The sequence below is a fragment of the Bacteroides sp. 519 genome, from assembly GCF_010500955.1.
Lineage (GTDB): Bacteria > Bacteroidota > Bacteroidia > Bacteroidales > Bacteroidaceae > Bacteroides.
In genome coordinates this window covers 1-23900 of sequence record NZ_QVMJ01000020.1, presented here as the reverse complement: position 1 = coordinate 23900, position 23900 = coordinate 1, and the positions used below count along the sequence as shown (strand labels likewise).

The following is a 23900-nucleotide window of genomic DNA, read 5'->3' as shown; positions in this document are numbered from 1 at the left end:
TTTAAGTTTATGAGTTTTTAAGCAATGCCGTATGGAATTTCCTTATTCGTTCTACATCTTTAAATCCCGGAATTGTTTCAAAACGACTATTTATATCGTATCCCACTAATTGAGGATGTTTTAATTGATTCAAACTATTTGCACTATATTCGTTAATACCACCACTCAATAGGAAAGGTGTTTTGCCTTTGTAGTTTTTTAATATCTCCCAGTCGAATTGATTACCTGAACCGCCATGTTGCTTGCATTTGGTATCGAATAGGAAATAGTTGCATATATCTTCGTAATTGCCTGTAATACTGAGATCGTTAGCATGTTTAAGTGAGAATGCCTTTATAACTTTTATTCCTTCTTTCTGAATGTTATTACAGAATTCCGGCGATTCGTTTCCATGAAGTTGAACATAGTTTAATGAAAACCGATCAACTGTAATACAGATGCTTTCCCTGCTTTCATTTACGAAAACACCAACCCGTTTAGCCCTGTTGGGCAAATACTGCGGGATCTCAGCAAGATAGCGGGGAGACTTTGGATAAAAGATAAATCCCAACCAATCGACTCCTAAATCTTCTACTGCGCGAATATTATCAGCATCCTGCATGCCACATACTTTCAGTATTTTGTTATTTGTCATTTATATTGTTTTTTGTTTTTAAACTATATCCGGATTTGTCATTTCTTTTAATGCATTCCCCGGTTTAGCCGTCTTCATAAATGTTTCGCCAATCAGAAAACCTTTAAAACCGGATGCCTGAAGTTGCTGTATTGTTTTATAATCCGATATTCCACTTTCGGATACCAGTACACTGTTCTTGGGCAGTAGTTCAGCCAAGCGGAAAGAGTTCTGCACATCCGTATAAAAGCTACCCAGGTTTCTGTTATTAACCCCAATCATATCAGTTTCGGGTAGAATATAATCCAACTCGTCTTCGCTGTGTATTTCAAGTAAAACTTCCAATCCCAATTCGTGGGCTTTTTGTGTAAGTGCTGTACATGTTTCTTTACTTAATGCCGCAGCAATAAGAAGCACAGCATCAGCACCAATAATTTTAGCCTGATACAACTGGTATTCATTTACAATAAAATCTTTTCTGATTATAGGAAGATCTGTTAATGATCTTGCCTTTCTTATATCCGACAGGTTTCCACCAAAAAACTTTTCATCTGTAAGAATAGACAATGCAGCTGCTCCTGCGGCCTGATAGGCTGGTATAATGGTATCGATCTCTGCATCTTCTTTTATCCATCCTTTAGAAGGAGAGCGCCGTTTGAATTCTGCAATTATAGCCGGTTGGACTTTGGATAATGCAGCACGCATGGAACGTTTCTTTTCTATATCGGTCAATGTATTTTGTAACTGCTCTAATGAGATACTTTGTTTTTGCAAATCAATTTCAAATCGTTTGTTTGCTATAATTTCCTGTAGTATATCTTGCTTTTTCATTGTTATGAATTTATTTCAATAAACCTGTTAAAAGTCTTTTTAGCTTTTCCACTCTCTAAAGATTCGCGCGCAATGGCAATACATTCATCAAGAGATTTATCCGGGCAGATAACATGTATAGCAAACGCGGCATTTATCACCACAACATCCTTTTGGGCCGATGTGGATTTATTATCCAATACATTATCGAATATGCGGGAGGCTTCTTCGGGTGTTTCTCCGCCGTCGAGTTCTTTTTCGCTGTATCGTTTAAAGCCAATACTTTCGGGAGTATATATCTTTTCGTTCGTGTTGGATGCGATTTTGAACTCACTGGTTAGAGAAACCTCGTCAAAGCCATCCAGACTATGAACTACGGAAAAACTACTTTTTGTTTCCTGAAACGTATAACAGTACAACCGGAGCAAGGGGAGGTTATAAACTCCCAATAACTGATATTTTGGAATCACCGGATTAACAAGCGGCCCGAGCATATTGAAGAAAGTACGAACACCCAATTGCTTTCGTACCGGAGCCACCGCCTTCATTGCCGGACTGAATAGCGGTGCATGTAGAAAAGCTATATTTGACTTCTCAATGCTTTTCCGTAATTTACTAACATCCGATGTGAATTTGACCCCATGCTGTTCCATTACATTACTTGCTCCGCTAACCGAAGTGGCACCGTAATTTCCATGTTTAACCACTTTGTATCCAGCACCAGCTACAGTAAAGCAGGCCGCTGTGGATATATTGAATGTGTTTTTACCGTCTCCGCCGGTTCCAACAATATCAATAGGTTCGTACTCCTCCAAATCAATGGGAACACGCACTTCGAGTAAAGCATCGCGAAATCCGCAAAGTTCATTTACACTAATGTTTCTCATTAAAAAAACTGTAATGAGTGATGCTACTTGTGCATCATTATATTTACCGAGAGAGATGTTTTGAAGTACTTCTCGTGCTTCCTCGCGTCCCAGATATTGATGATCGAAAAGTTTATATAATAGTTGTTTCATAATTTTGTTTTGATAAATTTAGACACGGATGACGCAGGATTACACGGATTAAAAACACGGATAAAGCCTGAAAGATTGAATCTATTTATAATTTAAAATCCGTGTTTAAAATCCGTGTAATCAGCGTCATCCGTGTCTAAAAAATAATTTCTTAAAAAATTCTCAATAATAGTTTTTCCTTGTGGAGTTAATATAGACTCCGGATGAAACTGAATGCCGTGAACATCATATTCTTTATGGCAGATAGCCATGATCTGATCTTCTTTACTTACGGCAGTTACAGTTAGTTCTTTTGGAAATCCATCCGAACTTATAACCCATGAGTGATATCTTCCTGCCAATATCTGTTTTCCCAGCCTATCGAATATATAATCCTCTTCAATAATATCGACTGGCGTTTGAATTCCATGATATACATCCTTAAGATTAGTAAGCGTGGCTCCAAATGCTTCACCAATGGCTTGATGACCTAAACAAACTCCCAAAATACTCTTGGTTGGGGCGTATTGTTTTATTATCGGTAATAAAAGTCCGGCTTCTTCTGGTATTCCCGGACCTGGAGAAAGAACAATCTTATCGAATGCTGCTACATCATCCAGAGTAAGTTTATCATTTCGGATCACTTCTATATTTCTGTAACCTACTTCTTTAATCAGATGATAAAGATTATAGGTAAAGGAATCGTAGTTATCAAGTATCAGTATTTTTTTCATCCTACTTTAATTTATGAGTGAAACAGCCATATCAATTGCTTTCTTCAATGCACCGAGTTTATTGTTTACTTCCTGTAGCTCGTATTCATCCTTACTTCCGGCAACAATGCCACCACCGGCCTGATACCATAATTCATTGTTACGGCTAACAAAAGTACGAATGGTGATTGCCTGATTAATTTCTCCGTTTAATCCTATAAACCCAATACAACCACCATAGGCGCCTCGGTTGTGAGGTTCAATCTGCGAAATAAGCTGCATGGCTTTCACTTTGGGAGCTCCACTAAGGGTGCCGGCCGGAAAGGTATCTATGAAGGTTTTCATCGTATCAGCATCATCATTCATCACTCCGCAAACGCGTGATACCAAATGAATTACATGGCTGTAATATTGGGGTTCTTTGTAGAAAACAACTTTCACATCGTGGCAATTGCGGCTCAGGTCGTTCCGTGCCAGATCTACAAGCATTACATGCTCGGCATTTTCTTTAGGATCACTTAAAAGTATATCGGTTAATTCTTTGTCTTTCTGTATATTACCAGTACGACGGGTAGTTCCTGCAATAGGGTCGATATAGGCTTTTCGGTTTTCTATTTTACAATGGGTTTCGGGCGAAGAACCAAAAATACGATAACCGCCGAAATCAAAATAGAATAAGTAAGGAGAAGGATTGATACTTCTTAAAGCGCGATATACTTTGAAATCATCACCTGAATAAGGCTGGATAAAGCGTCGGGAAAGTACAATCTGAAAAACATCTCCTCGCAAACAGTGCGAAATGCCTTTGCGCACATTGGCTTTATGTTCTTCGTCGGAAATAGGGCTACTTACCGAACCGGTTACAGCAAAGTTATAAGAAGCAAAATTCCTGTTTTCTATGGCTGCTTCCAGTTGATTGAGTTTGCTTGTTTCGCCTTCGTCAAGCATTTCAACAAGAGTAAGTTCGTTCTTAAAGTGATTGAATATAATCACATATCTATATAAAATATATAGAATGTCCGGAGCGTCATTCATTTCGTCGTGACTTTCCTTTATCGGAATATTCTCGAAATACTTTACTGCATTGAATGTTGTGTATCCATATAAACCGCATACATTCGCATTGTCTCCGGTAACCTTGAATTGCGATAAAAAGCTGTTCATTGCTCTCTCTACCGTAAAGTTACTGTTTAGCGGAGTCTCATTCTTTAAATTATCGGGATAGTTTGTACTTACAACATCGTTATTGATTCCTATACTTGCCAGCGGACAAAGGGCTATAAACGATAAACTATTTTCTCCGGCATGATAGTCCGAACTTTCCATTAGTACGGATTGTGGATATAAGTCGCGTACTTTCAGGTAAATACTAACAGGAGTATGTAAATCTCCAAGTACCTGTTTACTATTGGTTTTGAAATAATAAGTATTGTTCATAGGTTTATTGTTTGTGAGTTATCCCCCAAATAGGTATGAATATCCTTATCTCCCCGTCCCGATACAGTAAGCACAACCAACGAATTGGGCGGGAAAGAGAATTTATTTAATGCTCCAAGTGCATGTGCCGATTCCAATGCTGGGATAATTCCTTCCAGACGTGTTAATTCGAAAGCTGCCTTAATAGCTTCATCGTCATTTACAGCAATTACACTGGCTCTGTTTTTGGCTGCCAGATTTGCATGAATAGGGCCAATACCAGGATAATCCAGTCCGGCAGAAATAGAGTAAGGTTCTTCAATCTGGCCATCTTCGTTTTGAATAACATACGTACGGGCACCATGAATAATACCGGTTTTACCCAATTGAATTGTGGCAGCGGTCATTCCTGTTGTTACTCCTAAACCACCAGCTTCGGCCAAAACTATTTTTGTGCGCATGTCGTCTACATAATGATAGACTGTTCCGGCAGCGTTGCTTCCACCGCCTACACAAGCAATCAGATAATCGGGATAATCGCGGTCTTCCTTTTCCATCAGTTGTCTTTTTATTTCCTTGCTGATAACCGATTGTAACCTTGAAACCATATCAGGATAAGGGTGGGGGCCTACTACCGAACCTATAATATAGAAAGTATTGGCCGGATCGCAACACCAGTCGCGTATAGCTTCGTTTGTAGCATCTTTTAAAGTCATGTTACCCGATGTAACAGGAATAACAGTAGCCCCAAGCATTTTCATCTTTTCTACATTAATGTGTTGCCGTTCAATATCGGTTTTACCCATATAAACAACACATTCCATATCCATCAGTGCACATACGGTTGCTGTAGCCACACCATGTTGTCCGGCACCGGTTTCGGCAATGATACGCTTTTTACCCATGTGGCGTGCAACCAGAATTTGTCCGATGGTGTTGTTTATCTTATGTGAGCCTGTATGGTTCAGGTCTTCGCGTTTCAGGTATATTTTGCAACCATACTTTGCCGATAGGCGTTTGGCGTGGTAGAGTGGGGAAGGGCGGCCCACATAATCGCGTAAAAGAGAGAGGTATTCGTCCTGAAACTTTTTACTTTCCAACACTTTCAGATAGGTGTTTTTTAAATCTTCCACACATTGGTGAAGTATCTCGGGGATATAAGCTCCACCAAATTCACCGTAATAACCGTCTTTGTCTGCTAAAAAAGTTTTCATATTATTTAAGTTTTTAAGTTGATGAGTTTTTAAGTTTGCGAGGTTTGGTTTAAACACACAAAAAGAGCCCTGTCGCAGGTGCGACAGGGCTCTTTTACTGATTATATCTTACTTAGTATATATACACGAGACTGCTACCTTACGACTTTTCGAAGTGTAAGTAGCGCCACCAACATGTATTTACTAATTGCTTTTTCATATCTTTTTTTCTCAATTCGGGAGCAAATATAAACACTCTGTTTGAAATGCCAAAATATTTATTGCTTTTTTTTCTGATTAGAACACAGAGATCTCCATATTCTTCTTTGCCTTACTACAGCGCACTCTTTTTCTTCCTTTATACTTTTGGTTTTGGGAGACGTGCATCTCCCTGCATCCGAGATGCACATCTCCCTATACCCGAGATGCACGTCTCCCCTATACCGAGATGTGCATCTCCCAAAACCAAAACACCAGCCTTTCACAAACCAAAAACCGGAGTTTGATCAGGAAGAATTTGTAGAAAAGGATGGCACTAAACCGCTAAGAGGTCGGTGGATCAACTGTTTTCCAGTAAATCCGGTCGTAGCTGTTTGGTTCTTTCAAGCGATTGTTGCAATTCCCATTCTTTGATTTTCGCTTCGTGTCCTGAAAGTAGAATATCGGGAACTTTCCATCCGTTATATTCTGCGGGGCGGGTATAAACCGGAGCAGCAAGCAAATTATCCTGAAAAGAATCGGATAAAGCCGATTGCTCGTCGGAAATAACTCCGGGAATAATACGTACAATGGCGTCGGCCATAACTGCGGCAGCTAACTCACCACCGGTTAGAACATAATCGCCAATACTGATTTCTTTAGTAATAAAGTGCTCCCTGATGCGGTAATCAATTCCTTTGAAATGGCCACAAAGAATAATCAAATTTCCGGCCAACGATAATGTATTTGCCATTTTCTGATCAAATTGCTCGCCATCGGGTGTAGTAAAGATAACTTCGTCGTAATCTCTTTCAGCTTTTAAGCTGTTAATACAACGTTCAATTGGCTCTATCTTCATTACCATTCCGGCAAATCCACCAAAAGGATAATCATCTACCCGGCGGTATTTATCGGTTGTATAATCCCTGAGGTTGTGTATTTGTATTTCTGCCAGTCCTTTATTTTGAGCACGTTTCATGATTGAACAATTAAAAAATCCCTCAATCATTTCGGGCAAAACAGTGATAATGTCGATACGCATAACTTTTAATTTTCGGCAAAAATACAAATATTCAAAGAGAAAGTGTATTTTTGCCTGAAACAATTATCAAAGTATGACACCTAAAGAACGAATTGAGAAATTACGCGAAGAGCTTCATCAGCACAATTATAATTATTATGTATTAAATGCTCCTGTTATTTCGGATATGGAATTTGATTTCCAGTTGCGCGAACTACAAGATCTTGAACAACAGTATCCGGAGTACAAAGATGAAAATTCGCCTACAATGAGAGTAGGTAGTGATCTGAATAAGAATTTTACTCAGGTTGCTCATAAATATCCGATGTTATCCCTGGGTAATACATATTCGGAAGCAGAAATTACCGATTTCTATGATCGAACCAAACGGGCATTGAACAATGATTTCGAAATATGCTGTGAACTTAAATACGATGGAACCTCCATTGCACTGACTTACGAAAATGGTAAACTAATAAGGGCCGTAACCCGTGGCGATGGTGAAAAGGGAGACGATGTAACAGATAATGTGAAAACAATACGGAGCATTCCATTGGTGTTACATGGAGATAATTATCCGCAATCTTTTGAAATTCGTGGGGAGATATTATTGCCATGGAATGTTTTTGAAGAATTAAATAAGGAAAGAGAAGCCCGCGAGGAACCGCTATTTGCCAATCCGCGAAATGCAGCTTCGGGTACCTTGAAATTACAAAATTCGGCAGTGGTAGCTTCGCGCAAGCTAGATGCTTATTTATATTACTTGTTGGGAGATAATCTTCCATGCGAAGGTCATTTTGAGAATCTGCAAGAAGCCAGAAAATGGGGCTTTAAGGTACCCGATACCATGCGAAAATGTTCGTCGCCTGCCGAAATATTTGAATACATAAACTATTGGGATGTAGAACGGAAAAATCTTCCGGTTGCTACCGATGGTATTGTATTGAAAGTAAATAACCTGTTACAACAAAAGAACCTTGGGTTTACAGCTAAATCGCCCCGGTGGGCTATTGCATACAAGTTTCAGGCAGAACGAGCGTTAACCCGCCTTAACAAAGTTACCTATCAGGTAGGGCGTACCGGTGCTGTTACTCCTGTAGCCAACCTTGAGCCTGTTCAGTTATCGGGAACCGTAGTAAAACGAGCTTCGTTGCATAATGCCGATATTATTGAAAACCTTGATTTACATATTGGTGATATGGTATATGTAGAAAAAGGTGGGGAGATTATTCCTAAAATAACAGGGGTAGATATGGATGCACGTGGTTTTATGTTGGGCGAGAAGGTGAAATTTATGACTCACTGTCCCGAATGTGCTACAGAATTGATCCGTTATCCCGGAGAAGCCGCCCATTATTGTCCGAATGAAACTGGATGTCCGCCACAGATCAAGGCAAAAATGGAACATTTCATCAGTCGTAGGGCTATGAATATAGATGGAATGGGGCCCGAAACAATTGATATGTTTTATCGTTTGGGAATGGTTAAGAACAGTGCAGACCTATACGAATTGACAGCCAGTGATATTAAAGGACTTGATAGGATGGGAGAGAGGTCGGCCGAGAACATTATTAATGGAATAAACGGAAGCAAAGAGGTTCCTTTTGAGCGTGTTATTTTTGCTTTGGGGATACGTTTTGTTGGAGAAACGGTGGCTAAAAAACTTGCCCGGTCGTTTGCTAACATTGATGAACTTGCCCAAGCTAACCTGGAACGGTTAACCAGTGTTGATGAGATAGGAGATAAGATTGCCCAAAGTATTATAACCTACTTCTCGAACAAGATGAATTGCGAACTTGTTGAGAGATTAAAAGCTGCTGGTTTGCAAATGCAACGTTCGCAGGAAGAGGAAGACTCTTATTCTGATAAACTTGCAGGTATGTCGGTTGTTATTAGTGGAGTATTTACACAACACTCGCGCGATGAATATAAAACAATGATTGAAAAACATGGCGGAAAAAATGTAGGTAGTATTTCTTCCAAAACCAGTTTTATTCTTGCAGGTGATAATATGGGGCCATCTAAATTAGAGAAAGCACAAAAACTTGGAGTTCGCATAATGAACGAAGAGGAGTTTCTGGCCCTTCTTGCCTGACATTTTTATAGCTTATGAACATTTTATAGATACATAGTGCATAGAAAATAGAAAATATTCGTACTTTTGCGGCAAAATAGATTCGAGATCATAATAAACTCATGATACAAACAACTAGATTGAAAGGAATGGGAGTAGCATTGATTACTCCATTCAAGACGGACGAAAGCGTTGATTATGACGCACTAATCCGCGTGGTGGATTATTTGTTACAAAATAATGCCGATTTTCTTTGTGTGCTGGGAACAACAGCCGAAACTCCTACATTGAGCGAAGACGAAAAAAAGAAAATAAAAGAAGTAGTTGTAGAAAGAGTGAATGGTAAAATTCCAATTGTACTGGGAGTTGGTGGTAATAATACACGTGCCATTGTTGAGCAACTTAAGAACGATGATTTTACAGGTGTAGATGCTATTCTTTCTGTAGCACCATACTATAACAAACCTTCGCAGGAAGGAATATACCAACACTATAAAGCTATTTCCGAAGCTACCGAACTTCCTATTATATTGTATAATGTACCCGGACGTACAGGAGTTAACATGACTGCTGATACTACCTTGCGCATTGCCCGCGAATTTAAAAATGTAATTGCAATAAAAGAGGCTTCCGGTAATATTACCCAGATGGATGATATCATTAAAAACAAGCCGGAAAACTTTGAAGTTATCTCTGGTGATGATGGTATTACTTTTCCATTAATAACATTGGGGGCTATAGGAGTTATTTCTGTTATAGGAAATGCTTTCCCAAAAGAGTTTAGCCGCATGACACGCCTGGCCCTACAAGGAGATTATGCCAATGCACTAAAGATACATCACAGATTTACAGAATTGTTTGATTTGTTGTTTGTAGATGGTAACCCCGCAGGCGTGAAGTCTATGTTGAATGCAATGGGAATGATTGAAAATAAATTGCGTTTACCATTGGTACCAACCCGCATTACTACCTTCGAGGCAATCAGGAGGGTATTGAATGAATTGAATATAAAATGTTGATCCATACCGTAGGGGCTCCCCTGCGTGGGTGCCCTGATGTGTGCCGCATGGAATAATACATTGCAAACCATCATCAGGGCACCCACGCAGGGGAGCCCCTACAGTATTAATCAATAAACCGTTTCGTTAATCCCCCATACTCATCAATACGCCTATCTCTAAGAAACGGCCACCAGCGACGAACATTCTCTGAGCGTTCCATATCAATATCCACAACCAAATTTGCTTCTTTATCGTTTCCTGCCTGAGCCAGAAACTCTCCCTGTGGACCTGCTACAAAACTATTTCCCCAAAAACTGATACCATTGGTTTGTCCGGATGGATCGGGTTCGTGTCCAACTCTGTTTACTGAAACAACAGGCAGTCCGTTGGCAACAGCATGCCCCCTTTGTGAAATAATCCAGGCATTAAGCTGTCGGTCTTTCTCATCCTGGGAGTCGGTACTTTCCCAACCTATTGCTGTAGGGTATATAAGCAGTTCGGCTCCTTTCAATGCCATTAATCTGGCAGCTTCGGGATACCACTGATCCCAACATACCAATACCCCAAGCTTACCAATAGAAGTTTGAATAGGTTCAAATCCAATGTCGCCGGGAGTAAAATAAAACTTTTCATAATATGCCGGATCATCAGGAATATGCATTTTGCGATACTTCCCGGCAATACTTCCATCTTTATCGAACACAACAGCGGTATTGTGATACAGTCCGGGAGCTCTTTTCTCAAATAAAGATGTAACAAGCACAATCTTTAATTCGGCTGCCAACTTGGAATAAATCTGCGTAGAATTACCAGGAATGCTTTCTGCAAGATCAAATAAATCAGTAGTTTCTGTCTGGCAGAAATACAATGAGTTGTGTAATTCCTGAAGAACAACCAATTCGGCTCCTTCATCTGCACATTTCTTTATATTAGCTATCAGTTTATTGATATTGTTTTGAATATCCTTCTCATTGGATTGCTGAATGAGACCCACTTTAATATTCTTCATTGTTTAAAGTTTTAATATAACATTTTCCGGATATTGCATTGTAACACAGTGCAAAGATCCATGTTGCTTAATCAGTACACGGCAATCAATTCCTATAATTTCTCTATCAGGAAAGGCTTCGCTAAGGATGTTTTTTGCTTTCTCATCATTTGCCGGTTGATTGTAGGTAGGATAAAGAACGGCTCCGTTAATAATAAGGAAGTTTGCATAGGTAGCAGGTAATCTTTCACTGTCTTCTACTATTTTATCTGCCATTGGAAGAGGATACAACCGGTAAGGCTCACCATTCAGTTTGCGAAAACCTTTCAATTGTTCTTCCATTCTTAATAGTGCATCGTAATGTTCATCGTTCGGATCATCGCATTTAACGTATGCAATTGAATCGGGAGAACAAAAACGAGCCAAGGTATCTATATGGCTGTCGGTATCATCTCCTGCCAGATATCCATCATCCAGCCACAATACCTGTTGCAAATTGAATACGGATTTTAAATACACCTCAATTTGTTTTTTATCGAGCCAGGCATTGCGGTTAGGAGAGAGTAAACACTCGGAAGTTGTTAGTAATGTTCCCATTCCATCACTTTCCAAAGAACCACCCTCCAGTACAAAGTCCAGGTGATTTTTATATTCACCACATAACACTTTGTCTGCCATTAGTTTGCGGGTAATCTGGTTATCCAGGTTTGAAGCAAATTTTAACCCCCAGCCATTAAAAGTAAAATCAAGAATAGATGTTTGGGTGCCATTAAGCATAGTAATCCCTCCATGATCTCTAGCCCACGTATCGTTCGAATCGCATTTAAACAGGCGCACATTTTCCATGTTTACACAAGCAGACAGTTGGTTGTATACCTCATCCGGATTGGGAGTTACAATCAATAACAACTCTCTTTTTGCAATCTCTTGCGCAATCTGTATAAAACATTCCTGCACTTCCGATAAAACATAATTCCAGTCGCTATCAGCATGGGGCCACGTTAATTGTACTCCGCTTTGTGCATGCCATTCGGCTGGTAAAAACAAAGTATGCATTTCAGGGTTACTTCCCATTGATTTGTTCTTTAGGTTTCCGGTCGAAAAAAGGATTCTTAGATGATGCACTGATAGGAATTGCTATAACCATTTTGCATCCTTCAAGCCAGTTAAGACGTTGTGCTGCTAATCCTGCCGAGAACATAACACGGGTATCCAGTCTTAAATCGGCTGCGGTTGCACAGGCAGAACCTATTGCAATGCCTACATCAATAGAATTTAAGGTGCAAGGTACACCTTCTGGTCTTGAGGCACAAGTTGAAAAGCCACAATGCGCACAGTTTAACCCCTGTTCTTTTTCGCGGGTACCAATTAGCATCACACATTCGGCATTTAAAATGTTATCTGCATCACGTAGAAAGAACTTAAATCCGTTCTCTTTTTGTATTTCCAACATGGTTTCCGACAATATCCGGATTTCGTCACCTGTAACTATAGCTGTTTCCAACAAATCAACTCCTTTGCCTTTCGGCGCAGTACGGGCAGCAATCATCATTTGTTTAGCTGCATTTATTACCTGTTCATTACGGCAATTACGTTCATTTAGTATCATTACAATTTCTTCTAAAATATGAAACAAATATAGTTATAAAATATCATTAATATTCAGCATAGCCTTATATGGATCACCTTTTAATTCTAAAAGATGCGCAAAGGCAGGCTCGGTTTTCATACCATTTTGCTTAAGCAAGATAATTTTTGCTTTGAAATCAGCACCAAACTTATTCAGTAACTTATATTCGTTAATCATGTGTATATAAGCATTTTGTTCCTTTACAGGTACGTTTGTGGCATAAATCTCAAATTCGGTATCCATGAAAATAAAATTTGCTATTACAATATTATTGTCTTTGAAAGATAAACAGAACTGTTTGTTCGAAGCGAAATTGGCTTGTACAATTTCGATAAACTTTTCTTTATCCGAAAAGCAACATACAATGTCAAGATCACTACCGGATACATTAATATCTAATGGAAAAGTACCTGTAAGAATAGGAGTGAAGGGGTGAAGTATATCCATAATCCGGCTTTGCTGTAAAACCTCATATACCCTTTGTTGATTGTTGTTTCCTGTTCTTAAATAATCAATTGTATCGAAAAAGGAATAGTTCATGATGCCATAATTATCAATATGCCGCAAAGATACTTCTATTTATTGTTCGCATAAAATTAAATTCTGTATTATCTTTACGGCAGATTCAAAGAAAACGATCTCTAATTTATCCTTAAATGAAAAAAACGGTATTGACTTTTATCTTTCTTGTATGTGTAATACAAGCATTTTGGGCGAAGAGTAAAAACAAACCCAATTTTCTTGTTATCATAACAGACGATCAGACCTATGAGTCGATCAATAGTTTAAACACAACCGAAGTTCATACACCCAATATGGATCGGTTAGTTAAAAATGGTACTACCTTTACCCATGCTTTTAATCAGGGATCATGGAGCGGTGCGGTTTCGGTTGCCAGCAGAACCATGCTCATTACAGGAGCCAATGTTGTAAATGCCCAAAAAGCAAATCATTGTATTGTTGAGTGGGCAAGAACAGTTCCCAACGATGAGAGTATACAAGCAAAATATTGGGGAACAACTTTGCAGGAAGCCGGATATGAAACATTCATCACCGGAAAATGGCACAACACAGACGAGTCTTTACTTGATTGTTTTGATACTGGTAACGCTGTTGCCGCCGGATTTTACGAAACAACCGACGAAAACAACAATAAAGATTTTGCCTATTCGCGTCCAAACGGCAGTAAATGGACTCCCTGGAATACAGATTACAAAGGACACTGGAGTCCTAGAGTGAGAAATTTGACAACTGACAACGGAACAAAGCAGATTTCGAAACCTCTCCGGATAGATAAACACACTTCCGAATTATTTGCTGATGAAGCAATATCCTATCTGGATAAAAAGCATGATAGTCCCTTCTTTATGTATGTGTCGTTCAATGCTCCTCACGATCCAAGGCAATCGCCCAAAGAGTTTGTAGACATGTATCCGCAGAATGAAATAAAAATTCCGGCAAACTTTCTTCCCAACCATCCCTTTGATATTGGCATTACAAACGAACGCGATGAACTATTAGCTCCTTATCCACGTACCAAAGAAGCAGTTCAGTTGCATCGTCAGGAGTATTATGCCATAATTTCTCATTTTGATAGAGAGCTGGGACGAATACTCGATAAACTGGACGAATCCGGTTATTCGGAAAATACCTATATTCTTTTCACTTCCGATCATGGTTTAGCAGTAGGTATGCATGGCTTAATGGGAAAACAAAATCTGTACGATCATTCCATTCGTGTTCCCTTGATTATAACAGGTCCGGGAATTAAAAAGAATTATAAGGTAGATAAAATGGTGTATATGCAAAGCTTGTTTGCAACCACATGTGATATTGCTGGTATAAAAATACCCGATACGGTAGATTTTGGAAGCCTGTGTTCCTTGTTAAAGAACAAAAACAAGGGTGGCGAGCAATATATTTTTGGTTACTTCCGTCATTTGCAACGTATGATACGTTCAAACAAATACAAATTAATAGTATATCCGGAAATAAATGAGATACAGTTATTTGATTTATCTGTAGATCCTTATGAAACTACAAACAAAGCGAATGATCCGGAATATCAATCTATAAAAGAGGAACTGGTAGAAGCATTAAAAAACAAACAAAAAGAAATAGGGGATTTTCCCATTATTAATTTAAAAACAAAACCATCTAAAGCTTTATGAGAAAAGAATTAATTTTACTACTACTTATCTTTATGGTAAGTTGTGCAGACAATGAAAAAACCGAGGTCAACATTATTCCTCATCCGGTTGAACTTACAGTAAATCAAGGAGGTTTTAAGTTAACCAAGCAAACGCAGCTTAGTTACTCCGATCCGGCTTTAAAAAGTGCGGCAGAATACCTGAACATAGTATTAAAATCGGTTACCGGTCAGGAATATACTGTTTCGCAGCAATCAAAGGAAGGTATTTCACTTCATGTTGATGCTTCATTAAGTACAGAAGATGCTTATACACTGAATGTAACAAATACAGGTATCCAGATTACCGGTTCGAATCCGCAATCAGTGATGTTGGGTATTCAAACTCTTCGTCAACTGATACCGGTTAAAACGGATAATACCATCCGTGTTCAAAACGTAAGTATCACAGACTCACCCAAATGGAAATGGCGTGGAATGATGCTTGATGTTTCCCGTCATTTCTTTGATAAGAATGAGGTAAAAAGATTCCTGGATATTATGGCGCAGTATAAGTTCAACAAATTTCACTGGCATCTTACTGATGATCAGGGATGGCGTGTTGAAATTAAAAAATATCCTTTGTTAACAGAAAAAGGTGCTTGGCGCACAGCTAATAACCATGATAGAGGATGTATAGACTTAGCCGAAAAGCAATCGAATACAGATTATTTGTTGCAGGAAGATAAATTAAGGAACAATGGCACTGAATATGGAGGGTATTATACTCAGGAAGAAATACGTGAGGTGGTAGCTTATGCAGCTATGCTTGGTATTGATGTTATTCCGGAAATAGACATGCCGGGACACTTCTCGGCTGCCATTAGTCAATATTCTAATCTGGCTTGTTTTGAGAAAGCAGGATGGGGAAAAGTATTTTCGGCACCAATATGCCCAGGGAAAGATGCCACTTTGGAGTTTTGCAAAGACATATTTAAAGAAATATTTGAGTTGTTCCCAAATGAGTATGTACACATGGGTGCAGACGAAGTAGATAAAACAAACTGGATTAAATGTCCACACTGTCAGGCACGTATTAAGAACAATAAACTGAAAGATGAAAAAGAATTGCAATCCTGGTTTGTGCATCAGATGGAAGATTTCCTGAACGAGAACGGTAAGAAGCTGATAGGTTGGGATGAAATACTGGAAGGTGGCATGTCTAAAAGTGCTACCATGATGTGGTGGAGAACCTGGGCAAAGAAAGCAGTACACGAAGCTACAGCACAAGGCAATGAAGTTATTTTAACGCCCAACAGTCACTACTATTTTGATTATCAGCAAGATTACAGCACTTTGCGTAAACTATATGAGTTCCAGCCATTACCCAAAGGCCTATCGGCCGAAGAAACCAAATTAGTAAAAGGATTACAGGCAAATGTATGGGCCGAATGGATTCCATCGCGCAAAAGACAAGATTATATGACCATGCCTCGCATGTTTGCACTCAGCGAAGTAGCATGGAGTCAGGATAAAGATTTGAATTGGGACAATTTTTATCAACGTTTACTTGCACACTATCCCCGAATGGATGCTATGGGTATTAATTACCGTCCTCTGGATTTAAATGGGGTGCACGTAAGTAACTCATTTGTAGGCGAAACTACAGTTACATGGGATTACCCATTATCCACTATCTCTATTCGTTATACAACTGATGGAACAACACCCAATGAAAATTCATCACTTTATACTGCGCCGTTTACTATTAATGAAACCACGGATTTCACTATCCGTCTTTTCCGTCCCGATGGTAGTGCTGCCGATATAATTAAAACATCGTACAGAAAAGAAGAATACATAATAGGAGAGGAGCAAGGCAACAAAATACCTGGTCTGAAATGCGAGTGGCACGAAGCTGTGGTAAATAAAAGTGCTGAAATAGAAACAATTCCTGTTAAAGCCGAATTTGTTGTAAATGAAGTAGTTATACCTGAAGGTGTTACCAATCATAAACAAGCCATGAAATACATTGGATACCTGAAAATAGATAAAGAAGATATCTATACTTTCTCTTTAGGTTCGGACGATGGAAGCATGTTATATATTAACAATGAAGTAGTTGTAGATAACGATGGCCCCCATGGACCGAGAACACTAAGAGGACAAAAAGCTCTTGGCAAAGGATATCATCCTATTGTAGTGTATTATTTCGATATGAATAATGGAGGGTTTGTTGAACTCAACATTACCGACAGCGATAATAACGAGATTAAGAATGGATTCTTTTATATTCCATAAAAATTAGACACGGATTGCACAGATTGACACGGATTTAATAACATTGATTTTATCCGTGTTTTAAAATCCGTGCAATCCGCGTAATCTGTGTCTAAAAGAAATATGTATAACACTATACTTGAACAAGCTAGCAAAATAAAAACTCCCGGCTTTTTTATCACTGTTGAATGCTCAAAAGAAACAGATAAAATGCCGGAAGCTATTGAAGATTTTATTTTCGCAAAACTGGAACTTATAAAACAAGGTACATCTGCCCGCAAATTTGTGTACCAACAAGATGGTTGGAGGCTTATATTCACTTTCTTTCCAACCAATGAAGTTGTTGATGAACGGTACGCTTTAAAAAATAAAGTTTATAAGCGGTTGTAGAAACTTATTTAGTGTATTTATCTCCCCATAGTTGTTTCATACGTTCAGCCAGATTTTTTTCGGCCGCACTACTTTCTTGTGGATGCCAGAAACGGGCATCTTTTATATCATCCGGAAGATACTGTTGGCTTACAAAATTGCCTTTATAGTTATGAGCATACTTATAACCATCTCCATATCCTAGTTGTTTCATCAGTTTGGTTGGTGAATTTCTTAAGTGTAACGGCACAGGTTGATTTCCGGATTCTCTCACTTTGGCAACGGCATTATCAATAGCCATATATGCCGAGTTGCTTTTGGGGCTTGTTGCCAGATAGAGTGTAGTTTCGGCTAAAACTATCCGTCCCTCCGGCCAACCTATTTTCATTAAAGTATCAAAACAGGCATTAGCCAATAGTAAAGCATTGGGGTTTGCCAAACCAATATCCTCCGCTGCCGAAATAACCAGGCGACGGGCAATGAAAGCAGGATCTTCTCCTCCCTCTACCATGCGGGCAAGCCAATAAATGGCTCCATCGGGATCACTCCCACGAATAGATTTGATAAATGCCGAAATAATATCATAGTGCATTTCACCATCTTTATCGTAAGCTAAAGGGTTTTGTTGGAGTCTTTCTGTTACTAATTTGTCTGTTATTATTACTGGGTCTTCGGTTTCAGATTCAACAACCAGCTCCAATATGTTAAGAAGCTTTCGGGCATCTCCCCCAGAGTAGCGAAGGATAGCTTTGGCTTCTTCCACGTTTATCGTTCGCTTATTGAGGATTGTGTCGGAAGTAATGGCTCTATCCAGTAATTCAAGCAAATCTTCCTGTTCCAGTGATTTTAGAACATATAATTGACTGCGAGATAAAAGTGGGCGAATTACTTCGAAAGATGGGTTCTCGGTAGTAGCACCAATAAGGGTTACTGTGCCATGTTCAACAGCCCCAAGTAGGGAGTCTTGTTGAGATTTACTAAAACGATGAATTTCATCAATAAACAGTATCGGGCTGTTTTGCGAAAAGAACCGATTGCTCTTTGCGCGTTCAATTACTTCTCTAACATCTTTTACTCCGGATGTAACTGCACTTAATGTATAGAACGGAGTTTCCAGTTTATTAGCGATTATTTGTGCCAGTGTGGTTTTTCCAACTCCCGGAGGCCCCCAAAGAATAAAAGAAGAGATTCTGCCCGAGTCGATCATTTTTCTTAATACAGCACCCGGACCAACAAGATGCTTCTGACCTATATAATCATCCAACGTTTTTGGACGCATTCTTTCTGCTAGTGGTTGTGCCATAATAGAAATTAAAATTTCATTAAAATCATAAACCGGATACCGTCTTTATTAATTCCGGGATTATCCAGATAGGTAAGACGGCGTACATATTCAATATGAATCAATTTAAATATATTATGAATACCTACTGCAAACTCCATATAAGGAATTTTAGTGTCCATTACAAAACTTGTAGGACGTCCGTTACGGGTAGGGAATAGAAACAGATCGGTATCATTTGTATTGAGATAAGGGTTATTCTTGTCGGTAAGGTTACCTACAAGTGCCCGGAAGCGGAATGCTTCGCGCCATTTAAGTTTCTTAATCAAAGGAATCCTGTTAAACAACTTACCATTCATATCATACGTAAGGGCTATTGAGGCGTAACGGTCGTTCAGGAACTCCATATTATTAATTAAAGTAAACGTTTCTTGTTGTGTTATGTACGACAAGTTGGCAGCCGGCAGAATAAGCAGCGGGAAAGGAACTTTATTCCACTGTGCTCCGGCTTTAAGCGTAACATCCATTTTTCCCCACGATGATAGCCAAATGCGTTTCCACAAACTGGCTTCGGTGAGATTAAATTTATATTCTCCTCCCAATGCCTTAAGTCCCATAGTGTGCGACAGCGTATATACAGGTGCATCCAGTGATACCGGAAGTCGTCTTTGCTTTGTATTTACATACGTTTCTCCCGGAGCATATCTGAGTGTTATACCTGCTTCGGCTGTAGTTATATCATGCACAAGAGTTTTTTCCGGATTATTACGAAAATAGTGTAGGTTTCCTGCAGGTTCGTCATTGCGATGCCGGCCTGTAACTACTACCGAGAAGCCAGAGTTGGTTTCGATCTCGTATTTCAAGGATGTTTCTCTTACATACGACATTTGATCTACAGTAGTTGTTTTCCACGAAACAAATACGTTATCTTTATCTGTGGTTAAAAACTTATCCATTGGCGACATTACATCGTAACGATGAGATAGTGCTATGTTATGACGTGGAAACTCCCAAGGAAAGAATTCACGTTTAGTAAACGAATATGTAACAGCACCTTCGTATTTCCACTTTTTGTCGCGCAAGCCATACGCACCATAACCACTGAGAAACCAATTCGGATTTAATTTGGCAGTGGTTCTTCCACTTAACCTGAAACGGGTTCCATCAACGTAATTGCTTGTAATAATGGTGTTTATCGGTCCAAAGTCGAATTTACTCGGAGTATCTTTTGTACCGGTTTCAACATGGTTTTCAATAAACGCTTTAGCTACGAATATTATATATTTAAATCCGGGAATTTGTTCTAACTGATTAACCAACAAGTCCATCGAACTTTCTGTTTTGGTTATAGGCACCTGACGCATTTCTGCCCAGAATTCATCACTTCTGTTAAGCATATCCGCATCTTTGATAACAGAACCTTTGAGCCTGAATAGGCGGGGCTCAATATCTTCGAAAGAATAATTCGTATTTTTCGTTGTTCGCCTAACCTGCAAACCTTGTAAAAAACTGTATAACGAGAGGTCAACTACCATATCATCATCGGTTAATACCCACTGTCCGTTAGGCAGTTGCGCATATTCCTGAATAATATCCAGATTTTCAACAAAGTTTACCCCTGTTTTTTTTGGAAGATTCATTGTACATCGTTTCACAGCGTAAGTTGAATCGTTCAATACATAAAGATGTCCTGTAAATCCAAAATCCTGTGAATTGCCGGGCACGAAAGTTAAATGTACACATTCATGGCGATCAACCATGATGGTATCCATTAAATAAAACTGGTAAAATGATATAGCTGAGTTTGAAATAGGACTTACAAAATGTTGTTGTAGTAAACGAATGTCATTATCATAAATATTAATATTCGAAAACACATCTTCCAGAACTGTGCCTATCATATCTCCGGTAGCAAATAAATCCTGTATACCTCCGGAGTTCATCCCTTTGATAATTGTTTTTTCGCTCTTGGGATTTTTCCGATAAATAATCTGTGCGGCAGTTTCTTCAACCGATATGGGTAAAATGAGTTTATTACTTTCGGGAGATACTTCCAGCTGATCGACCAGTAAGGGCATGTTTTTGAATATTCCCTCTTTCATCTTTTCCGGAGTCATATCATTTAACGACGTTTTCATCTTTTGATACCTGTCGTATTGATAATAATCATGTTCTTCCAGTTTTTGCTCCGATTTATGAGCAATAACCTTTCGCATAAATTCAACCGCCGGATTGTTTTTACGTGAATATCTTTCCCTTTTGGGTTTAACTATCACCTCACTCAGCATTATATCCGATTGAGATAACTTAACGTTTAATGTTTGAGTTCCCGGAGTTATTTTTACAACTTTAGTGTTGTATCCTATAGCAGAAAATGTAATTTCATTCCATCCTCTTTTTACTTCCAAAGAGTATTCTCCGTTTACATTAGAAACAGTACCAACCCCTTTACCCTCGTAATATACCGAAATATACATTAAAGGTTCGTTGGATATTGAATCTGTTATTACCCCTCTTATTTGTGCGAATGTTAAGCCTGGGAGAGGAGCTAATAACAATAATAATACAATTTTTATATACAGGTTGCGCATATTCCCCTATTTATGAAAGGGCAAAGGTAGTAATTTTTGTTATATACTGTTTGCTAATATATTCTAAGAAATAAGAGGAATGTTTAACTAACCAGCATTACTTTTCACTATCCAGTAGTATTTGAATAATACGTTCGGCTGTTCGTCCATCCCAACGTTCCGGCATTTCGCCGGTTTTCCATTGTTTATTCAACAACAGCTGCATGGCTCTATCCAAAGCTTCCGGATCTTCGCCAACTAATTCGTTGGTACCCATACGGTAGGTTTCCGGATGTTCGGCATAATTATTTAAAGTTATACATGGAATTCCCAAAAAAGTAGCTTCTTCGGCAACGTTTCCCGAATCGGTTATTATTGCTTTAGCATTGTTTAAAAGATATCCAAACGAAAGATACCCCTGGGGAGGCAATATATGAAGATTGGTTGTATCAATTTGCAGTTTCTTTAGGGTATCCTGTACATAAGGATGCAATGGGGCTATTATCGGCAAATTACTTTTACATATAACCGATATTAAATTTTGCAGATTCTTTTTATTATCCAAAAGCGCCCGTCGGTTGAGAGTTAAAAGTATGTATTCTTGTTTTTCGGGTAATAAAGTAGAGAGCCATACAGGTTTTATTAACTTACTGCGGCTGTATCTGATAGAATCTATCAGGATATTACCCACATAATATATGTTTTTATTGTCTGTTCCGGTTTGACTTAGTGTGCGATTCGCAATCATTCCGGCAGTAAAAAGGTAATCAGCAAGACCATCGGTTATCATCCGGTTTACTTCTTTTGGCATATCCATATCGAAAGAACGTGTGCCGGCAACCAGATGAGCTACTTTGGCACCATGTTTTTTGGCAACAATGGCACAACTCATGGTAGGAGTAAGATCATCAACAACCAAGACCACATCTGCCGGATTATTGGTTAGCTCTTTATCGAATGCCATCAAAATCAAGGCTGCCAGTTCAATGGAATTTTTACTTTGTATTTCTAAATACGCATCCGGAGCTGCTATATCTAAATCAATAAATAATGAGGGATCTAAATCCGTATCATTTTTTAAACCAGTATATATCAATCGGTATGTGATGTTCTTTCCCACTTTTGCGGCAGCATTAATAGCGCGGATTATAGGTGCTATTTTCATAAAATTAGGGCGTGCACCTGCTATAATTGTAATCTTCATATACTACAAATTTAAGGTTTTGATAAACAAATGTACTGTTTTTTTAGAATAAATTCGTTCCTTTGCCGGATAAAATAATAATGTATGCTCACTTTTGTAGAAATTATTGAATTTATTGGAACATTTGCATTTGCAATTAGTGGTATCCGACTGGCTTCGGCTAAAGAATTCGATTGGTTTGGTGCCTATGTCGTAGGCTTGGTAACTGCCATTGGTGGCGGTACTGTACGCGATGTATTACTGGATGTTACTCCTTTTTGGATGACAGCACCTATGTATTTAATTTGTTCGGGGTTTGCCTTAATCTGGGTAATTTTATTTGGAAAATATTTGATACATCTTAATAATACTTTCTTCATATTCGACAGTATTGGTTTGGCATTGTTTACAGTAGTTGGAGTAGAAAAAACCTTGGCATTGGAGTATCCGTTTTGGGTAGCCATCATAATGGGAGGTATCACCGGATCTGTTGGAGGTGTTATACGTGATATTGCAATCAATGAAATTCCATTGATTTTCCGTAAAGATATTTATGCTATGGCTTGTGTGCTTGGAGGATTTATTTTCTGGGTATGCACAAAAATAGGATTGGGATTAGTGTTAACCCAAATAATAAGTGGCTGTAGTGTATTTTTAATACGTATACTAGCTGTTAAATTCCATATACGTTTGCCAATCTTAAAGGGTGAATAAACCCTTTAAGATTATTGGTCTAATCTTCCCGAATAGCGCATAGATTCTCGCTGTTGCATTATAACATCAATGTTTGAGCTTCCATTTGGATATATATTTATTGTGTACTTATATGTGTCTTCGGATGTTTTAGCATTGAAGTTAATTGTTGCATCTCCTTTTTTATTATATTTTACCAAATAATTTTCTACCGGAGCCGTAAAATTTAAGCCATTTCCACCTCCATATGGAATATTATAAGCCCGTCCATAGAATGGTAAATACGAAAAAACAGAATCATTTTTTATTTTCAGAGAATAACTCGAGGTAAGAGATATACTTTTTCCTCTTCTTGGATATGCCATTGTGGCTTCGATACTGTATTCTCCCTTATCTATCAGTTCTTTTAAAAGAAGTTTGGCTTCTTCATTATTACCGTTTTTTTGTGAAGTAGCACAACTTATTCCTGTTAATGTTATTATAACAAGAAAAATAAGGAGTATTGCATGATTTTTTTTCATAACCAAATTTTTATTAAATTGAATGCATTCAATAAGTATAACAATATTATTCAGTGAATTGTTTTGACTTAGCCTGAATTATTCATACTCGTTTGGTTCAGTTAGAGGCTGATTTGAACCAAAATTAAAACACAGAGGTACTGTGTTGAATTCCAAATTAAATTAAATATTTTTTCTATCTTTGTCTCCGCCAAAGGAAGGCTTCATGCGATACTTTGT

Annotated in this window: 21 protein-coding genes; 6 read left to right on the top strand and 15 right to left on the bottom strand. The window is 38.5% G+C overall.

Annotation, left to right across the window (positions count from 1 at the left end):
- Positions 1-7: 7 nt before the first annotated feature.
- The 7 genes from D0T85_RS15610 to trmD form a co-directional block, all read right to left on the bottom strand.
- Positions 8-634 carry a phosphoribosylanthranilate isomerase gene (locus tag D0T85_RS15610; protein WP_163214459.1) on the bottom strand — a complete coding sequence of 209 codons (627 nt, stop codon included), beginning with the start codon at positions 632-634 and terminating at the stop codon, positions 8-10.
- Between the two features lie 18 nt (positions 635-652).
- Entirely contained in the window at positions 653-1444 is a 792-nt protein-coding gene (trpC, locus tag D0T85_RS15605; RefSeq protein ID WP_163214458.1) for an indole-3-glycerol phosphate synthase TrpC, read from the bottom strand.
- A gap of 2 nt (positions 1445-1446) precedes the next feature.
- Positions 1447-2442, bottom strand: coding sequence for an anthranilate phosphoribosyltransferase (gene trpD / locus D0T85_RS15600; RefSeq protein ID WP_163214457.1), 996 nt, complete (start codon positions 2440-2442; stop codon positions 1447-1449).
- 92 nt (positions 2443-2534) lie between these two features.
- Complete coding sequence (locus D0T85_RS15595) at positions 2535-3155, bottom strand: aminodeoxychorismate/anthranilate synthase component II (RefSeq protein ID WP_163214456.1); 621 nt, start codon at positions 3153-3155, stop codon at positions 2535-2537.
- Between the two features lie 6 nt (positions 3156-3161).
- Positions 3162-4571 carry an anthranilate synthase component I family protein gene (locus D0T85_RS15590; protein ID WP_163214455.1) on the bottom strand — a complete coding sequence of 470 codons (1410 nt, stop codon included), beginning with the start codon at positions 4569-4571 and terminating at the stop codon, positions 3162-3164.
- Positions 4568-5764 carry a tryptophan synthase subunit beta gene (trpB, locus tag D0T85_RS15585; protein ID WP_163214454.1) on the bottom strand — a complete coding sequence of 399 codons (1197 nt, stop codon included), beginning with the start codon at positions 5762-5764 and terminating at the stop codon, positions 4568-4570. Before trpB ends, D0T85_RS15590 begins: the two co-directional genes overlap by 4 nt.
- A 538-nt stretch (positions 5765-6302) precedes the next feature.
- Entirely contained in the window at positions 6303-6983 is a 681-nt protein-coding gene (trmD, locus tag D0T85_RS15580; RefSeq protein WP_163214453.1) for a tRNA (guanosine(37)-N1)-methyltransferase TrmD, read from the bottom strand.
- A gap of 73 nt (positions 6984-7056) precedes the next feature.
- Here trmD and ligA point away from each other — a divergent pair, with 73 nt between their 5' ends.
- Positions 7057-9057: an NAD-dependent DNA ligase LigA gene (gene ligA / locus D0T85_RS15575; protein WP_163214452.1), complete on the top strand. Its 2001-nt coding sequence runs from the start codon at positions 7057-7059 to the stop codon at positions 9055-9057.
- Between the two features lie 101 nt (positions 9058-9158).
- Positions 9159-10055 carry a 4-hydroxy-tetrahydrodipicolinate synthase gene (gene dapA, locus D0T85_RS15570; RefSeq protein ID WP_163214451.1) on the top strand — a complete coding sequence of 299 codons (897 nt, stop codon included), beginning with the start codon at positions 9159-9161 and terminating at the stop codon, positions 10053-10055.
- 106 nt (positions 10056-10161) lie between these two features.
- On the opposite strand, the gene D0T85_RS15565 is transcribed toward dapA, so the two are convergent.
- Genes D0T85_RS15565 through D0T85_RS15550 form a run of 4 tightly spaced genes read right to left on the bottom strand, consistent with a single transcriptional unit; the run spans position 10162 to position 13195 of the window.
- Positions 10162-11046, bottom strand: a complete 885-nt coding sequence (locus tag D0T85_RS15565) for a carbon-nitrogen hydrolase (RefSeq protein ID WP_163214450.1) — start codon at positions 11044-11046, stop codon at positions 10162-10164.
- A gap of 3 nt (positions 11047-11049) precedes the next feature.
- The gene (locus D0T85_RS15560) at positions 11050-12099 is read right to left on the bottom strand and encodes an agmatine deiminase family protein (RefSeq protein ID WP_163214449.1); all 1050 of its coding nucleotides are present in this window, start codon (positions 12097-12099) and stop codon (positions 11050-11052) included.
- Positions 12089-12634: a ferredoxin domain-containing protein gene (locus tag D0T85_RS15555; RefSeq protein ID WP_163214448.1), complete on the bottom strand. Its 546-nt coding sequence runs from the start codon at positions 12632-12634 to the stop codon at positions 12089-12091. Before D0T85_RS15555 ends, D0T85_RS15560 begins: the two co-directional genes overlap by 11 nt.
- A gap of 33 nt (positions 12635-12667) precedes the next feature.
- Complete coding sequence (locus D0T85_RS15550; RefSeq protein ID WP_163214447.1) at positions 12668-13195, bottom strand: DUF4269 domain-containing protein; 528 nt, start codon at positions 13193-13195, stop codon at positions 12668-12670.
- A gap of 116 nt (positions 13196-13311) precedes the next feature.
- On the opposite strand from D0T85_RS15550, the gene D0T85_RS15545 reads away from it, so the two are divergent.
- The 3 genes from D0T85_RS15545 to D0T85_RS15535 all read left to right on the top strand — a co-directional run bounded on the left by D0T85_RS15545 (position 13312) and on the right by D0T85_RS15535 (position 17453).
- Positions 13312-14826, top strand: a complete 1515-nt coding sequence (locus tag D0T85_RS15545; RefSeq protein WP_163214446.1) for a sulfatase-like hydrolase/transferase — start codon at positions 13312-13314, stop codon at positions 14824-14826.
- Complete coding sequence (locus D0T85_RS15540; RefSeq protein ID WP_163214445.1) at positions 14823-17084, top strand: family 20 glycosylhydrolase; 2262 nt, start codon at positions 14823-14825, stop codon at positions 17082-17084. The genes D0T85_RS15545 and D0T85_RS15540 overlap by 4 nt, the downstream gene beginning before the upstream one ends.
- Before the next feature lie 102 nt (positions 17085-17186).
- Entirely contained in the window at positions 17187-17453 is a 267-nt protein-coding gene (locus D0T85_RS15535) for a hypothetical protein (protein ID WP_163214444.1), read from the top strand.
- 4 nt (positions 17454-17457) lie between these two features.
- Here the strand turns inward: D0T85_RS15535 and D0T85_RS15530 are convergent, their stop codons facing one another.
- From D0T85_RS15530 to wecB, 3 genes are all read right to left on the bottom strand, one after another.
- Positions 17458-18735, bottom strand: a complete 1278-nt coding sequence (locus D0T85_RS15530; protein WP_163214443.1) for a replication-associated recombination protein A — start codon at positions 18733-18735, stop codon at positions 17458-17460.
- Between the two features lie 8 nt (positions 18736-18743).
- Complete coding sequence (locus tag D0T85_RS15525; RefSeq protein ID WP_163214442.1) at positions 18744-21305, bottom strand: DUF5686 and carboxypeptidase-like regulatory domain-containing protein; 2562 nt, start codon at positions 21303-21305, stop codon at positions 18744-18746.
- A gap of 97 nt (positions 21306-21402) precedes the next feature.
- Positions 21403-22488: a non-hydrolyzing UDP-N-acetylglucosamine 2-epimerase gene (gene wecB, locus D0T85_RS15520; protein WP_163214441.1), complete on the bottom strand. Its 1086-nt coding sequence runs from the start codon at positions 22486-22488 to the stop codon at positions 21403-21405.
- 84 nt (positions 22489-22572) lie between these two features.
- Here wecB and D0T85_RS15515 point away from each other — a divergent pair, with 84 nt between their 5' ends.
- Positions 22573-23181 (top strand): trimeric intracellular cation channel family protein, encoded by a 609-nt coding sequence (locus D0T85_RS15515; RefSeq protein WP_163214440.1) that lies wholly within the window; start codon positions 22573-22575, stop codon positions 23179-23181.
- Between the two features lie 11 nt (positions 23182-23192).
- Here the strand turns inward: D0T85_RS15515 and D0T85_RS15510 are convergent, their stop codons facing one another.
- On the bottom strand, positions 23193-23681 hold the full coding sequence (locus D0T85_RS15510; protein ID WP_163214439.1) for a DUF4251 domain-containing protein: 489 nt from the start codon (positions 23679-23681) through the stop codon (positions 23193-23195).
- Positions 23682-23900: the final 219 nt, after the last annotated feature.